Below are 14,738 nucleotides of genomic sequence, written 5' to 3'. Positions count from 1 at the left end.
GGGTTCGCAGGCAAGGGGAGCGGGATGGGCACGAAGCTGATCATCGACACCGACCCGGGCGTGGACGACGCGCTGGCGATCGCGCTGGCGGCGCTGTCCCCGGACGTCGACCTGCTGGGTGTGACGTCGGTTTTCGGCAACGTCCCCCTCGACCGCACGACGTCGAACGCGCGCCGGCTGCTTGAGCTGTTCGGCCGCGCCGACGTGCCCGTGGCCGCCGGGGCGGCGCGGCCGCTCGTCTACTCCAAGCCGCGTGACGCGAAAGAGGTCCACGGGGGCGACGGCCTGTCGGGCCACTCCTACACGCTGCCCGAAGCGAGCCGTCCGCTCGAGGAGCGGGACGCCGTCCGGCTGATGCTCGACCTGCTCGAAACGTCCCCCGAACCGGTGACCATCGCCCCGATCGGGCCGCTGACGAACATCGCCGCGCTGCTCGCGGCCCACCCGGGCGCGGCGGCGAAGATCGCGCGGCTGGTGATCATGGGCGGCGGCGTGACGTTCGGCAACAGCACGACGGCCGCCGAGTTCAACATCTGGAGCGACCCCGAGGCGGCCCGGCGGGTGCTGGTCGAGGAGGACGTCCCGGTCGTGCTGGTCCCGCTGGACCTCACGCACCGCTGCGCCGTCGACGGCGAATGGCTGGCGAAGCTCGCGTCGTCGGGGCCCGTCGGCGCCACCCTCGAAGGACTGACCTCGACCTACCGGCAGCACTACACGCGCGTGTTCGGCGAGGACCGGATGGTCATGCACGACGCCGTCGCGGTCGCCGAAGCGATCTCGCCGGGCATCCTGCACACCGAGACCTACCGGGTCGACGTCGACTGCGGCCTCGGCCCGGCACGCGGCCAGACCCTGGTCGACCGGCGGCGGCTCGGCGAGGACGATCCGCAGTTCTCCCCCGGCCGTCCGATCGAGGTGGCGGTGAACACCGACCTCGACGGCCTGCGCGGTTTCGTCCTCGACCGGCTCACCGGAGCGGCCCGGTGAGCGAGGAGCCCGAGGTCGTCCCGGCCGACACCGAGAACGAGAACGGGACCGACGCGCCCGGACCCCGCCGCCGGAAGGCCGTGGTCGTGACCGCGGCGGTGGTCGTCGTCGCGGGTGCCCTGGTCGCCGGCATCCTGCTCGCGCCAAAGCAGCAGGAGACCACGAACGCCGCCGCGACGGCGTCGACGACGACGACGACGTCCGCCAAGCCGACGACGTCCACGCCCCGGACGACCGCGCCGCCGCAGATCTCGACGCCGCCGAAGGTGCCCGAAGCGAGCGAGTTCGACGCCTGGGCGTCCAAGACCAGCCAGTGGCTCGACATCCCGCTGCGCGCGATGGTCGGCTACGCGAAGGCCACGACGAAGCTGAGCAAGGACGTGCCCGGGTGTCACCTTTCCTGGGTCACGCTGGCCGCGGTCGGAAAAGTGACCACGAACCACGGCCGGGTCCAGGGTGGGCAGTTCGGCACCACCGGCGTCCTCGACAAGCCGCTCGGCACGATCGAGGTGCGCGACTTCTACAACAAGGTCGTCTCGACGGCGAACGCCGCCGGGCCGATGCAGCTGTCCCCGGCGATCTGGGGCAAGCACCAGGCGAGCGCGTCCGGCGGCAAACCCGATGTCCAAAACATCGACGACGCGGCCCTGGCCACCGGCCGCGCGTTGTGCGCCGACGGCCACGACCTGTCCCAGGGCCAGACGTGGTGGAACTCGGTCAGCACGCTGCAGGCGGCGCCGTTGTTCCTGCACCGGACGCTGGCCACGGTCAACGTCTACGGCACGGTCGGCCAAAGCTCGGCGGCGCCGAACCCGGCGGTGCTCAGCGCGGTGAACTTCGCGATCGACAAGATCGGCCTGCCGTACATCTGGGGCGGCAACGGCACCGGCGGCAACGACCCGGGCTTCGACTGCTCGGGCCTGACGACGGCGGCCTACGGAAGCGCGGGCATCAGGCTGATGCGCACGGCCGACACGCAGTTCCGCAGCGTGCCGCACGTGACCGACCCGCAGCTGGGCGACCTGATCTTCTACGGCGAGCCGGCGACGAAGATCCACCACGTCGGTCTTTACATCGGCAACCAGCAGATGATCGACGCGCCGCAGACCGGCCAGGCGGTCCAGGTCCACTCGTACCGCCGGGACGGCGACGACTACGCGGGAGCAGGCCGGCCGACGGCCTGATCCAGGGCGTGGTCGCGCAGGCGGCAAAAGGGTTGGACGGGGTGCCGGCCGGGCTTGTAACTTGCCGGAGACCGTGACACCGCCCGAGGAGGTGAGACCCATGAACGCTGGATCGACGTGGGTGCTCCCCCGCCAGTCACGGCCGGGCGGCTGACGCAGGTGTCGCCGGGAGCGCCTGACCCCAAGGCACTCCCGAAAGGCACCACCCATGGACTCTTCGCCGTCCACCACCGAGCCGTTCGACGTGATCATCGCCGGGTGCGGGCCGACCGGCGCGACGCTGGCCGCCGAGCTGAGGCTGCACGACGTGCGGGTCCTCGTCCTGGAACAGGACACCGAACCCGCGTCGTTCGTCCGCATCGTCGGGCTGCACGTCCGCAGTCTCGAACTGATGGCCATGCGCGGCCTGCTGGGCCGCCTCCTCGAACACGGGCGGCGGCGCCCGGCCGGCGGGTTCTTCGCCGCCATCCCCAAGCCCGCGCCCCGTGATCTCGATTCCGCGCACGCCTACCTGCTGGGCATCCCGCAGCCGGTCGTCGTCCGGCTCCTCGAAGAACACGCTGTCCGCCTGGGCGCCGAAGTCCGGCACGGTGCCGCCGTGGTCGATTTCGAGCAAGACGACGAGGGCGTGACCGTCGAGCTGGCCGACGGCGAACACCTGCGGGCGCGCTACCTCGTCGGCTGCGACGGCGCGCGCAGCACAGTGCGCAAGCTGAGCGGTATCGGCTTCCCCGGCGAGCCGTCGCGGACCGAGACGTTGATGGGCGAGATGGAAGCATCGGCGGCGCCGGCGGAGATCGCCGCCAAGATGGCCGAGGTCCGCGAGACCCACCCGCGGTTCTGGCTGCGGCCCTTCGGCGGAGGCGTCTACAGCGTCGTCGTTCCCGCCGCCGGCGTCGCCGATCGCGCGACGCCACCCAGCCTGGACGATTTCCGGCAACAGCTCCGGGCCGTCGCCGGCACCGACTTCGGGGTGCACTCCCCGCGCTGGCTGTCCCGGTTCGGGGACGCCACCCGGCTGGCCGAGCGCTACCGGACCGGGCGGGTGCTGCTGGCCGGCGACGCGGCGCACATCCATCCGCCCATCGGCGGCCAGGGCCTCAACCTGGGCATCCAGGACGCGTTCAACCTCGGCTGGAAGCTGGCGGCGCAGCTCCGCGGCTGGGCGCCGGAACCGCTGCTGGACACCTACCAGGCCGAACGCCGTCCGGTCGCCGAGGCCGTCCTGGACAACACCCGGGCGCAGACGGAACTCTCGTCCCCCGAACCGGGCCCGCGGGCCGTGCGACGGCTGCTCGCCGAACTGATGGACTTCGACGAGGTCAACCGCCACCTGATCGGGAAGATCACCGCGATCGACCTCCGCTACGACTTCGGCGCGGGCCCCGGCCTGCTCGGCCGCCGGCTGCGCGACATCGACGTGAAGCAGGGCCGCCTCTACGACCGGCTGCACCGCGGCCGCGGCCTGCTGCTGGACCGGACCGAACGCCTGACCACCGGCGCCTGGTCGGATCGGGTCGACCACCTCGCCGACCGCACCGCGGCCCTCGACGTGCCCGCCGTCCTGCTGCGTCCCGACGGTCACGTCGCCTGGATCGGCGACGACCAACGGGACCTGGACGGCCGGCTCGCCCGTTGGTTCGGCTCACCTCTCCGGTGAGGCCTGGTGCACGGCGTCGAGGCGAGCCAGCTCGTCGGGCGCGAGCCGGAGGTCGCCGGCGGCGACGTTGTCCTCCAAATGACCAGGGGTCCCGGTGCCGGGGATGACCAGCACGTGCGGGCCCCGCCGCAGCGCCCACGCGAGCCGCACCTGCACCGGGCTCGCCCCGTGCGCCCGGGCGGTGGCGAGCACCTCCACGTGCTCGTCGCCGCCCACTCCGGCCTCGCGCCCGGCTCCGGCGATCGCGAAGAACGGCACGAACGCGATGCCCTGCTCCCCGCAGGTGTCGACGAACGCGTCCTGCTCGCGGCGGTAGCCGAGGCCGTAGGCGTTCTGCACGCACACCACCGGCGCGATCGCCTGCGCCTGGGCGAGGTGCGCGGGCCGCGCGTTGGAGATCCCGAGGTGCCGGATCAGCCCGGCGCCGCGCAGCTCGGCCAGCACACCGAAGTGTTCGCTGATCGAGTCGAGCCCGGCGACGCGCAGGTTGACCACGTCCAGGTGGTCGCGGCCGAGCTGGCGCAGGTTCTCTTCGACCTGCCCGCGCAGCTGCTCCGGGCGCGCCAGTGGCAGCCATTCGCCGGCCGGGTCGCGGGCCGGGCCGACCTTGGTGGCGATGACCAGGTCGTCCGGGTACGGCGTCAGCGCGCGGTTGATCAGCTCGTTGGCCGACCGCAGCCGGGAGAAGTAGAACGCGGCGGTGTCGATGTGGTTGACACCCAGCTCGACGGCCCGCCGCAGCACGGCGATCGCCTGGCCGCGATCGCGCGGGACGGCGTCGGCGGCGAACGCCTGGCCGTTTTGCGGCAACCGCATCGCGCCGAAACCGATGCGGTTGACCGTCCGGTCGCCGAGCATCCACGTGCCGGGAAGATCAGTGCTCACCGGCGGATCATGGCACCGGCCCGGCCTGGGGTGGTCGCTCGCCCCGCCCACCCCGGCGATGTAGCGCTCCGCGGACCGGCGCACCGCGCCTTTGGCGTCCAAGCCCGCCCTCGACGTGCGCCGCGAGAGCCTCGATGCGGAGCTGACCGGGATCGGCGATGCCGGGGACCGGCTCCTGGACGCGTGCCCCGCCCGCCAGGTCGCGAACGCGGCGCCGCACAGCGCGAGCACGACGGAAACCCCGGCCGAGCGGGCTTCAACGTCCCCGCCCTACGGATTTTGGACCGCGGCGAGACGGCTGTCCAGGTCCCCGAAGGCCGGCTTCGGGGCAGCCGATCATGACCCCGCGGCCGCCGTCTCCCGGGCTACGGTGGCGGGGTGAAGTCCTTGAGCCACGACCATTTGGCCGCCGCCCTCGTCGCCGAAGCGGAGCGGTTCGGGACGGCGATCGCGGGCGCCGCCCCGGACTTGCGCGTCCCCACGTGTCCTGAGTGGACGCTGCGGGACCTGACCTGCCACGTCGGCGTCGCCTACCACAAGTCCGCCGCGATCATCGAAAGCCGGCCCACGGGCTACGTGCCGTTCGAGGCCGTCACGATCGACGACCCGCCCGCGTTCGGGGCCATGGGCGGCTGGCTGCGCGACGGCGCGGAACGGCTCGTCGCCGCGGTGACCGAGGTCGGCCCCGAGACCCCGACGTCGACGTGGACGCCCGATCGGCGCGCCGGGTTCTGGACGCGGCGGCTGACCCACGAGACGGTCGTCCACCGCGCGGACGCCGCCTTCGCGACCGGCGCGGCGTACGACGTCGACGCCGACCTCGCCGCGGACGGGATTTCGGAGGGCCTGGACCTCGTCGCCGTCTTTTCGCGCCGGCCGCACCCGGCGCTGGACCGGACGTCGCTGAACGGCACCGGTGAGACGTTGCTGTTCCGCGCCACCGAACCCGAGGTCTCCTGGCTGGCCCGGCGGACGCCGTCGGGGGTCGAGGTGAGCCACGAGACGGCCGCCGAGGCCGACGTCGTCGTCGAGGGCCGCGCTGCCGACCTCCTGCTCGCGCTGACCCTGCGCCTCGCCGCGGACGATCCCCGGCTCACCGTTTCCGGGGACGCGGCGCTGTTCCACCACTGGCGGGAGAACACGCGCTTCTAGCCGCCGATGGTGGCGGTCGCCGAAATGTGTAAGGCTCCTGTCATGAGTCAAGTCACCACCGGCGACCGGCCCGGCTACCTGATCAAACGCGCCCAGCAGGCGCTGAACCAGGCCTGCACCGACCGGCTGCGCCCCCTGGGCCTGTCGATGTCGCAGTACGCCGTGTTGCGCGCGCTCGACGACCACCCCGGCGCGTCGTCGGCGGAACTCGCGCGGATCACCTTCGTCACGCGGCAGTCGCTGCGGGACGTCCTGGTCGGCCTGCGGTCGGCCGGGCTGGTCACCGTGGCCGAGCAGGCGAGCACCGGCCGAGCGCGCCCGGTGGCGCTGACCGAGTCCGGCCGCGCCCGGCTGAGCGCCGCCGAAGACCTGATCACGCAGGTCGAAGTGCAGATGCTCGGCACGTTGTCGGCCGGCCAGCGGCACTCGCTGGCGGATCTCCTGCGGACCTGCGTCGACAACCTGGCTTGACGGCGGTCGTATAGTCGATTCCGACTAATAGGGAGCGACTAGTGCCGCCACGCAAGATCCGCAACACCCTGGCCCTCGCCCTGCTCGGCCTGCTGCTGGAACGCCCGATGCACCCGTACGAAATGGCGTCCACGCTGCGCGAGCGCCACAAGGGCTCGGCCTTCAAGATCAACCCCGGATCGCTCTACGACACTGTGGAGGCCCTGGCGAAGCACCGCTGGATCGAGCCCGTCGAGACGGTCCGGGAAGGCAACCGGCCGGAGCGGACGGTCTACGCGCACACCGAACTCGGCCGCCAGGAGTTCGTCGCCTGGCTCGACGAGCTCGTCCGCGAACCGGTCGCGGAGTACCCGAAGTTCGTCGCGGCGGTGAGCTACCTCGGGGCGCTCGGCCCGGAACGCGCCGCCGACGCGCTGGAGGAACGCGCCCGCCACCTCGCCGAACGCATCGACGGCGCCGACACGGCTTTGGCGGAAACGGTCGGCAAGGGCGCGCCGCGGCTGTTCATGATCGAGGTCGAGTTCGTGCGGCACGCCTGGCGCGCCGAGCTCGACTGGGCGCGCGGCACGGCCGCCGAAATCCGGTCCGGCTCCCTGCCGTGGCCCGAAAACTTCTGAGGGGAAACCATGTCCGATCCCGATGTCCTCGTCGCCGGCGCCGGCCCGGCCGGGCTGCTGCTCGCCGCGGAGCTCGCGCTGGCCGGCGTCCGCACCACGGTCGTCGAGCGCCTGCCGGAGCGGCCGCCGTATTGCCGCGGCTTCAACCTGAACGCGCGGGCGCTGGATCTGCTGGCCCGCCGCGGCCTGGCCGAGGGGCTGGTGGCCGAGGGACACCGGGTGCCGCACGCACCGGTCACCGGCCTGCCCGGCCCGCTCCTGCTCGACGGCGCCGCGACGGACCACCCGTTCTCGCTGGGCATCCCGCAGACGCGCGTCGAAGAGGTGCTGGAGGCGCGGGCGCGTGAGCTGGGCGTCGAAATCCTGCGCGGCCACGATCTGCGCTCATTCACCCAGTCCGCCGGCGAGGTCGCCACGGTAGTCCACAATGGACGCTTCGGCCGGACGATCCGGTCGCGGTTCCTCGTGGGCTGCGACGGCGGCCGCAGCACGGTGCGCAAGCAGGCGGGCATCGGTTTCCCCGGCGTCGACGCACGCTGGTACGCGCTGCTCGGCGACGTCGAGTGCGAGCTGCCGTACGGGCCTTCGGTGGGGCCGGACGGGCGGAGCGTGTTCGTGATCCCGCGGCCGGGGTACGTCCGGATCGTGGTCCGGGAGGACGACCCGCCGTCGGACAAGGACACGCCGGTCACGCTGGAGAGGGTGCAGGCCCAGGTGGACGCGGTGCTGGGCCGCCACGTCGAGTTGCGCGCGCCTCGCTGGCTGAGCCGCTTCGGCGACGCGGCGCGCTTGGCCTCGCGGTATCGCGAAGGCCGGGTGCTCTTGGCGGGCGACGCGGCCCACATCCACCCGCCGGCGGGCGCGATCGGGGTGAACGTCGCGCTCGACGACGCGTTCAACCTGGGCTGGAAGCTGGCGGCGACGGTGCGGGGAACGGCACCGGAGGGCCTCCTGGACACGTATCACGACGAACGGCACGCGGCGGGCGCGCGGATCCTGGCGAACACGCGGGCCCAGGTGGCTTTGGAGGAAGCCGGCCCGGAACCCTGGGCGGACCTGATGCGGCGAGTGGCGGCGCATCCGGCGGGCAACCGCGCGCTGGCGGAGATCATCACGGGCTTGGACGCGTGTTACGAGCCGGGCGGCCACGCCTGGCTGGGGCGGCTGGCTCCGGACGTGCCGCTGGTCGTCTCGGGAGCGCAGACGCACCTGGCGGCGCTGCTGCACACCGGGCGGCCGGTTCTGCTGGATTTGACGGCTTCGGGATCTTTCGCTGCGTGGTCGGCCGGGCTGGAGGTGGTGGCGGCTTCGAGTCCGTCCACTTCGGACATCGATGCGGTGCTGCTGCGGCCGGATGGGCACGTCGCCTGGGTGGGTACGCCCGGTTCAGGCGATGCCGGGCTGGCGGAGGCGGTGCAGCGGTGGGTGGGTGACGTCCCGGTTCCGGCATCCGCCTGACTCCGGGGCGCTTTCCCGGCAGGTCTTTGAGCGCTCAGACGGATATACCGGGCAGGTTGAGGGCTCGGACGGCAGTCACCGCCGAACGGCCCGTTGCCAGTGTGACCTGCACCACCCAGACCTCCCCGCAACCCCGATCCGAAGCCCCAACACGGCCGGCAGTGCCGGGTCAAGGCACGCTTTCCCGCCTTGACGCGGTGCTGCCGGCCGTGTTCTGGCTTCGGGGTGGTGGGCACCGACTCCGGCTTCGGGGTGGTGGGCACCGACCAGTCCCTCGGCCGAGAAGGCCCGAGGCACCTTCGGCCGCCCGGTGGCCTCCGAATCCCCACATGAACTGCACGGCGACTTTGCCGCGGCCCCCACCCTCTCCGGGGGGCGTCCCCGAGTCCAGTCTATCGCCCAGGTGTGACAAAACCTCGAAAACGACCACCAGGTGACCGAGTTGTCCACACCCCACCGCTGTTGTGGAAACCAGGCTCAGTACGGACACTCCAGGACCGCCCGCTGCTCCACCCGGCCGTCGAGCACGAACCTGCTGTGCAAGGAAAACCCCAGCTTTTCGGCCACCCGGGCCGAAGGCTTGTTCACCGGCTCGTACACCGCCAGCAGCCGATCAGCCCAGCCCGATTCGAATGCCCTGTCCCGCACCGCCATTGTCGCTTCCGTCGCATAGCCGCGGCCCCAGCCCGACGGCGCTATCCACCAGCCCATCTCCACCGCCGGCAAGCCCAGTCCCGACTCCGCCGCGCTGCGCCGGGCCAACGCCACCACGCCGTCGAACGATCCCGGTGCCGCCGATATCGCGAACCAGCCGAAGCCGTGCGAAGCCCAGTGCTCGAGCGTTGCGCGGTGCCTGGCCAGCGTGTACTCGCGGCTCCACGGCTCGCCCGTTCTCACGTAGCGGACCGTCTCCGGCAGCTGGGCCAGTGCGAACAAGTCGTCGAAACAGTCTTCGGACCACGCGTGCAGCGTGAGCCGTTCCGTGGTTATCTGCACCGCCTCCAGTCTAGTGTTCGCCCAGCAACACAGCGATTCCGTCGAGCTGGCGCCGCAGGCCGAACTCGAACGCCTCGTCGAGGTCGACGTTCTCGACGCCGGTCATCACCTCGGTCAGGGTCGGGAAGCGGCCCGACTCGAGGAACCCGCTCAGCAGCGCCATGTCCGCCTCCAGACGCTGGTCGCCCGTGATGCCCGTGTCCTGCTCCGCCTGGACCTCGAACGCGTTGCTCGCCGCCAGCCCGCCGACCCAGCCGTTGAGCGTCATGATCACCTGCAGCTTCACCCGCCGCTTCAGGTGCGTTCCGGTCAGGGCCCGCAGCGACCAGTCGACCAGGCGCAGGCCCGCCGCCAGGACCGGCGGGCGGACCAGGGAATTGAGCAGGATCGGCGCCAGCCACGGGTGACGGCGGTACGCCCCCCACTGCGCGCGGGCCGCGGTCTCCAGCCGGGGCCGCCACGCGGCCGGGCCCGGCTCCGGCAGCTGCGCCTCCCCGAGCGCGGCGTCGGCCATCAGCCGCAGCAGCTCGTCCTTGTCCGGCACGTGCCGGTACAGCGCCATCGGACCGACGCCCAGCTCGGCCGCCAGCCGCCGCATCGACAGCGCCGCCAGGCCTTCGGCGTCGGCCAGCGCGATGGCCGCGCGGACCAGCGCGTCGCGGCCCAGTGGCGGCTTCACCGGCGTGCGGTCGGCGACGACCGTGCCGCTGCCCGGCACCGCCCGCACCCAGCCCTGCTCACCCAACGCGGACAGGGCTTTCGCCGCGGTCGCCATCGCGACGCCCCACTCGCGGACCAGCGCGCGGGTCGACGGGACGCGGTCGCCCGGCCGCAGCTCGCCCGCGGTGATCCGGCGGCGCAGGTCCGCCGCGATCCGCAGGTAGGGCGCTTCGGCCACCGTCACTCCGTACTAGAACACTTGCCCAGCGGACCTAGAACGGTTTCAGGGTACTCCCCCAATGCCGATTGCCATGATTGCCGATCAGGAGCCCCGGAAATACGGTGCGGATACACCGTATGAAACAGGGGGAACCGATGACCGCGACCGAAGTCCGCCGCCCGAAGCCGTGGGTGCGCCGCCCGTGGGTGTTCCCGCTGGGGCTGCTCGTCACGGCCTTCCTGGTCTTCTCTTTGCCGCCCTACCTCGGGCTCGATCCCGCGCGGTCGCGGATCCCCGCCCCCACCGGCTGGTACTACCCGGTGCTGGTCACGCACATCGGGTTCGCGACCGTCGCCATGGTGACCTGCGCGCTGCAGATCTGGCCGTGGCTGCGGCAGCAGCACCCGGCGGTGCACCGCCGCACCGGGCGCGTGTACGTCTTCGCCGGCGCGATCCCCGCGTCGATCGCCGGGTTCGCCATCGCGCTCGCGGCGCCGTTCGGCCCGGTCGGGGCCGTGTCGAACGTCCTGCTCGCGGCGCTCTGGTTCGGCTGCACCGTGCAGGGCTACCGGACGGCGCGGACGCGCCGGTTCGGCGAGCACCGCCGCTGGATGGTCCGCAGCTTCGCCCTGTGCATGTCGATCATCAGCAACCGGATCTGGGGCGTGGTCTGGGCGGTCGTGCTGACGCCGCGGCTGGACACGACGTTCGGCGGCAGCGAAGTCGCGCTGGGCCAGGCGATCGCCGGGATCACCACGTGGACCGGCTGGGTGCTCCCGCTGCTGGCCGCCGAGTGGTGGCTGGGCCGGGGACGCCGTCGCGCCGCGGCCTGACGCACGGTGACCGGGGTAGCCCGTTCGGCCGATGGTCCACACCACGGCAAAAGGTCTATACCAATAGGGACAGTTCCGCCGCCGCGCTTCGAGTCGTGGAGGTTTCCCATGCGTCTCCGTTCCCTGCTGGCCGCCCTGGCCGGAGCCACCCTGCTCGGCAACGGGGTCGCCGCCGCGGCGGCCGGCTCGCCGATCCCGGTCGGGCCCTACGTCGACATGGGCGCCTGGCCGACGCCCAGCCTGTCGGCGATGTCGGCCGCGAGCGGCGTCAAGGGCTTCACGCTCGCGTTCGTCAACTCCTACGGCTGCAAGGCCAGCTGGTTCGGCGCCTACGACCCGCGCACCGCGTGGCAGAAGGAGGAGATCGCGAAGATCCGCAACGCCGGCGGCGACGTCAAGATCTCCTTCGGCGGCGCGTCCGGCATCGAGCTGGCCCAGGCGTGCAGCACGTCCGCGCAGGTCGCGGCCGAGTACGACGCCGTCGTCAAGGCGTACGGACTCAAGTACGCCGACTTCGACATCGAAGGCGCGGCCGTCGCGGACCCGACGTCGATCGCACGCCGCTCCCAGGCACTGAAGACGCTGCAGAACAACAACCCCGGGCTGAAGATCTCCCTGACGCTGCCGGTGCTGCCGAACGGCCTCACCGCGGACGGGCTCAACGTCGTCAAGGCCGCCAAGAACGCCGGGGTCACCCTGGATCTCGTGAACATCATGGCGATGGACTACTACCAGGGCGCCGGCGACCAGGGCGCGAAGGCGATTTCGGCGGCCAAGGCCACGCAGGCGCAGCTCAAGTCGCTCTACGGGCTGAGCGACGCGGCGGCGTGGAAGAAGGTCGGCGTCACCCCGATGATCGGCGTCAACGATTCGCAGAACGAGATCTTTTACCAGAAGGACGCGAAGGCCCTGGTGGCCTTCGCGAAGACGGTCCACCTGGGCATGCTGTCGTTCTGGGAGCAGGGCCGCGACGCGAACGCGTGCACCGGGGCGCTCTACAAGTGCACCAACGTGCCCCAGTCGAAGTACGAGTTCGCGAAGATCTTCGCCGGCTACACCGGCTGAGTCACCCGCCCGCGAGCCGGTCTTTCAGGGCTCTGACCTGCGCGGTCACCGTCGGCTGGGACAGGCCCGCTGACGGTGCCGCGCCGGCGAGCCGTTCAGTCCTCGACCAGGTCGATCGAGTCGACCACGTTCGGGTAGAACGCGACGTGGTCCTTGATCGGCGCGACCGCGTCGTACGGCTTCTCGTACGTCCAGACCGCGTTCTCGGCCTGCACGTCACCCGCGTTGAGCGAGTAGTAGCTCGCGTCGCCCTTGTACGGGCAGTACGTCTCGTGGTCGGTCCGCTCGAGCACACCCGCGTCGACGTCCGCCAGCGGGATGTACTGGACCGCCGGGTAGGTGGATTCCTGCAGGGTGAACGCGTTGCGGCTGTCCGCGATGACGCGCCCGCCCGCCTTGACCACCACGCGGGCCTTGGTCGGCTCGACGGTGATCGGGTGGTCCGGGCCCGGCTGCAGAACCTTCTTCGCCATGTCAGCTCCCTAAGAGTCCTCTGTTCAGGGAGCAGCGCGCCGGGCCCGGCCGATATTCCGGGGTCAGGGCAGGTAGTACATCGGGTTCGGCAGCTTGACCGGACGCAGCGCGTAGCCGCCTTCGAGGTCGCTGAACTGGTCGCCGAGGTTGAGGACGATCCGCGCGCCCGTCGCCTCGATGTGCGCCCGCGTGCCCGACTTGTACTGGACGGTGGTGCAGGTCAGCCCGCACGGCAGGTAGTCCGGCGCGGTCGTCTTCGGCTTGAAGAACGCGCCCGCCGGGGCCGGGTAGCCCTCGTTGGCCAGGTTCTTCAGCGACTGCGGGCCCTGGAACTCGTTGCGGCCGGTCAGGAAGTAGACCTTGACGCCGTGCTGCGCCGCCCAGTTGGCCAGCTCCAGCACCGGCTTGTTCGCCACGAACGTGCCGTTGTCGATGGCCTGCTGCTGCTTGACCGGGTCGAAGCCGAAGTCGTTGTCGGCCTCCCAGCCGTAGGTGACCTCGGAGGTGTCGTCGACGTCGAGCACGATCGCCGGGTTCTTCACCCGCCCCAGCGACTGCTGCAGGTAGCGCTTCGCGTCGGTGACGATCCGCGTGGTGTCCTTCACGAACCGGCTGGTGTCGGAGTAGTGGTGCTTGCCGGCGGCGTCGACGTAGTCGCCGTAGTACGCCTTGACGTCCAGCTTGACCTGGCCGATGTTGGCCGGCTCCTTCGACCGCGCGGCGGTCGACTCGTCCGAGCCGGCCAGCGCGGTGGCTCCCGAGGCGACAGTGGCACCGATGGCCGCGGCGGCGGCGAGCTTGACGAGACCTGACCATTTCTTCGACACGGCGAACCCTCCAGTGGAACTTGACGACCCGGGGAACCTACGTCACGTTCACCGGGAGTTCCACCCCTCGAAAGTTTTTGTTCACGTGATCCGTTCGGCGCGGCAGAGGAACGCGACGGGCGATCGCCCGATCCGCGTCAGCACCACCGACGCCTCGGCGCCGCCACGGGGTTTCAGGCGTCGCCGCAACGCGTCGGGGTCGACGTCCAGGCCCCGCACCAGGATCTCCAGCCGCCCGACTTCGTGTCGCTTGAGGACGGCCTTCAGCGCCTTCTCGGTGTACGGCCCGTGCTCCAGGACGCGGAACGCCCGCACCCCCGGTGGCGGCGTGTCGCCGGTCAGGTACGCGATGCGTTCGTCCAGCTGCCACAACCCGTGCCGCGCCGCGTAGTGGCGGACCAGCCCGGCGCGGACGACGGCGCCGTCGGGGTCGACGATCCACTCCCCCGGCTCCCTCGTGGGCAGTTCGTCCGGTTCGGCGTCGGTGACCGTCCACTGTGTCCCGTCCGAGCGCAGCACCGTCGCCCGGCGGGTGACGCCGGTGTTCAAGCCGCGCCAGAGGCAGGATTCGCGCACCTGGCCGTCCAGGGAGACGAGCTCGACCTCGTCGGCCCACGGCGTGAGCGCGAAGTCGAGCCCGGGCGCGCACTTCACCGACAAGGCTCGCCCCGGGTAGGCCTCGACCAGCCCGTCGAGCGGCGGCGTGAAATCGGCCGGCTTCCACGCCCGCCGCCCGGCGGAATCGCGCCGCGCCGGGTCGGCGACGACCACGCCGGCGCGGCTCACCGGGCGCAGCGCGTCGGCCCGCGCCAGACCGAACGCGACACCCGCCGCAGTTCCGTTGTGACGGGCCATCTCCAGCCGCACCGGGTCCACATCGGACCCGACGGCAAGGCGCGCCACCCGGGCGATTTCGACCAGGTCCGCGCCCACCGAGCAGGTGACGTCGTGGACGTCGAGACCCGCAAGCCGCTGGGCCCGGTGCCGCGCCACGACCGACGCGCTCGCCTGCTGGAGGGCGTCGGAGGTGAACAGCCAGTCCACACCGGACAGCTTCCCGGCGGCTTTCCGCCGCAGCAGCACGGTCTCCAGGACGGCGGCCGCGCGCTCCGCGCCCACGAGACGGCGGGCAGCCGCGACGGACGCGATCGGGTCGGTCAGCGGCAGCGCCGCAACCTCGGCGAGCGCCGCCGCACCCACGCCGGAACGCAGGTAGGCGACGTCGCCGAGGCTGAACGAATAACCCAAC

At 71.8% G+C, this 14,738-nt stretch carries 15 protein-coding genes; 9 read left to right on the top strand and 6 right to left on the bottom strand.

Features of this window, described 5'->3' with window-relative positions; all coding sequences use genetic code 11:
- Positions 1-24: 24 nt before the first annotated feature.
- The 3 genes from ACWED2_RS34145 to rox all read left to right on the top strand — a co-directional run bounded on the left by ACWED2_RS34145 (position 25) and on the right by rox (position 3,831).
- Entirely contained in the window at positions 25-987 is a 963-nt protein-coding gene (locus ACWED2_RS34145) for a nucleoside hydrolase (RefSeq protein ID WP_449694631.1), read from the top strand.
- Between the two features lie 80 nt (positions 988-1,067).
- Positions 1,068-2,171 carry a C40 family peptidase gene (locus tag ACWED2_RS34140; RefSeq protein WP_449694652.1) on the top strand — a complete coding sequence of 368 codons (1,104 nt, stop codon included), beginning with the start codon at positions 1,068-1,070 and terminating at the stop codon, positions 2,169-2,171.
- 208 nt (positions 2,172-2,379) lie between these two features.
- Positions 2,380-3,831 carry a rifampin monooxygenase gene (gene rox, locus ACWED2_RS34135; RefSeq protein ID WP_449694630.1) on the top strand — a complete coding sequence of 484 codons (1,452 nt, stop codon included), beginning with the start codon at positions 2,380-2,382 and terminating at the stop codon, positions 3,829-3,831.
- Here rox and ACWED2_RS34130 read toward each other — a convergent pair.
- Positions 3,817-4,716 carry an oxidoreductase gene (locus tag ACWED2_RS34130; RefSeq protein WP_449694629.1) on the bottom strand — a complete coding sequence of 300 codons (900 nt, stop codon included), beginning with the start codon at positions 4,714-4,716 and terminating at the stop codon, positions 3,817-3,819. The two genes, rox and ACWED2_RS34130, sit on opposite strands and share 15 nt — an antisense overlap.
- Positions 4,717-5,094: 378 nt before the next feature.
- Here ACWED2_RS34130 and ACWED2_RS34125 point away from each other — a divergent pair, with 378 nt between their 5' ends.
- The 4 genes from ACWED2_RS34125 to ACWED2_RS34110 are packed head-to-tail and all read left to right on the top strand — an operon-like array spanning position 5,095 to position 8,414.
- Positions 5,095-5,868 (top strand): maleylpyruvate isomerase family mycothiol-dependent enzyme, encoded by a 774-nt coding sequence (locus ACWED2_RS34125; protein WP_449694628.1) that lies wholly within the window; start codon positions 5,095-5,097, stop codon positions 5,866-5,868.
- Between the two features lie 42 nt (positions 5,869-5,910).
- A complete protein-coding gene (locus ACWED2_RS34120) occupies positions 5,911-6,339 on the top strand; it encodes a MarR family winged helix-turn-helix transcriptional regulator (protein WP_449694627.1) in 429 nt (142 codons plus the stop codon).
- Positions 6,340-6,380: 41 nt separating this feature from the next.
- Positions 6,381-6,956, top strand: a complete 576-nt coding sequence (locus tag ACWED2_RS34115; RefSeq protein ID WP_449694626.1) for a PadR family transcriptional regulator — start codon at positions 6,381-6,383, stop codon at positions 6,954-6,956.
- A gap of 9 nt (positions 6,957-6,965) precedes the next feature.
- Positions 6,966-8,414, top strand: a complete 1,449-nt coding sequence (locus ACWED2_RS34110) for an FAD-dependent monooxygenase (RefSeq protein WP_449694625.1) — start codon at positions 6,966-6,968, stop codon at positions 8,412-8,414.
- 477 nt (positions 8,415-8,891) lie between these two features.
- Here ACWED2_RS34110 and ACWED2_RS34105 read toward each other — a convergent pair whose 3' ends face one another.
- On the bottom strand, positions 8,892-9,410 hold the full coding sequence (locus tag ACWED2_RS34105) for a GNAT family N-acetyltransferase (protein WP_449694624.1): 519 nt from the start codon (positions 9,408-9,410) through the stop codon (positions 8,892-8,894).
- 10 nt (positions 9,411-9,420) lie between these two features.
- Positions 9,421-10,308 carry a TetR/AcrR family transcriptional regulator C-terminal domain-containing protein gene (locus ACWED2_RS34100; RefSeq protein WP_449694623.1) on the bottom strand — a complete coding sequence of 296 codons (888 nt, stop codon included), beginning with the start codon at positions 10,306-10,308 and terminating at the stop codon, positions 9,421-9,423.
- Between the two features lie 137 nt (positions 10,309-10,445).
- Here ACWED2_RS34100 and ACWED2_RS34095 point away from each other — a divergent pair, with 137 nt between their 5' ends.
- Both ACWED2_RS34095 and ACWED2_RS34090 read left to right on the top strand, forming a co-directional pair.
- A complete protein-coding gene (locus ACWED2_RS34095; protein ID WP_449694622.1) occupies positions 10,446-11,123 on the top strand; it encodes a DUF2306 domain-containing protein in 678 nt (225 codons plus the stop codon).
- Between the two features lie 108 nt (positions 11,124-11,231).
- The gene (locus ACWED2_RS34090) at positions 11,232-12,188 is read left to right on the top strand and encodes a chitinase (protein ID WP_449694621.1); all 957 of its coding nucleotides are present in this window, start codon (positions 11,232-11,234) and stop codon (positions 12,186-12,188) included.
- A gap of 95 nt (positions 12,189-12,283) precedes the next feature.
- On the opposite strand, the gene ACWED2_RS34085 is transcribed toward ACWED2_RS34090, so the two are convergent.
- The 3 genes from ACWED2_RS34085 to ACWED2_RS34075 all read right to left on the bottom strand — a co-directional run bounded on the left by ACWED2_RS34085 (position 12,284) and on the right by ACWED2_RS34075 (position 14,737).
- A complete protein-coding gene (locus tag ACWED2_RS34085) occupies positions 12,284-12,661 on the bottom strand; it encodes a DUF427 domain-containing protein (protein WP_449694620.1) in 378 nt (125 codons plus the stop codon).
- 63 nt (positions 12,662-12,724) lie between these two features.
- Positions 12,725-13,489 (bottom strand): HAD family acid phosphatase, encoded by a 765-nt coding sequence (locus ACWED2_RS34080; protein WP_449694619.1) that lies wholly within the window; start codon positions 13,487-13,489, stop codon positions 12,725-12,727.
- Positions 13,490-13,570: 81 nt separating this feature from the next.
- Positions 13,571-14,737: a THUMP-like domain-containing protein gene (locus tag ACWED2_RS34075; RefSeq protein WP_449694618.1), complete on the bottom strand. Its 1,167-nt coding sequence runs from the start codon at positions 14,735-14,737 to the stop codon at positions 13,571-13,573.
- Between the last annotated feature and the right edge of the window lies 1 nt (position 14,738).

This window comes from Amycolatopsis sp. NPDC005003, assembly GCF_053600695.1.
This window is presented reverse-complemented; position numbering and strand designations above follow the sequence as displayed.

What these genes read in the sequence shown, in the direction of transcription:
- ACWED2_RS34145 (WP_449694631.1), top strand. Translation starts at nt 25, where the DNA reads ATGGGCACGAAGCTGATCATCGACACCGACCCGGGCGTGGACGACGCG.
- rox (WP_449694630.1), top strand. Translation starts at nt 2,380, where the DNA reads ATGGACTCTTCGCCGTCCACCACCGAGCCGTTCGACGTGATCATCGCC.
- ACWED2_RS34120 (WP_449694627.1), top strand. Translation starts at nt 5,911, where the DNA reads ATGAGTCAAGTCACCACCGGCGACCGGCCCGGCTACCTGATCAAACGC.
- ACWED2_RS34110 (WP_449694625.1), top strand. Translation starts at nt 6,966, where the DNA reads ATGTCCGATCCCGATGTCCTCGTCGCCGGCGCCGGCCCGGCCGGGCTG.
- ACWED2_RS34095 (WP_449694622.1), top strand. Translation starts at nt 10,446, where the DNA reads ATGACCGCGACCGAAGTCCGCCGCCCGAAGCCGTGGGTGCGCCGCCCG.
- ACWED2_RS34090 (WP_449694621.1), top strand. Translation starts at nt 11,232, where the DNA reads ATGCGTCTCCGTTCCCTGCTGGCCGCCCTGGCCGGAGCCACCCTGCTC.
- ACWED2_RS34085 (WP_449694620.1), bottom strand. Translation starts at nt 12,661, where the DNA reads ATGGCGAAGAAGGTTCTGCAGCCGGGCCCGGACCACCCGATCACCGTC.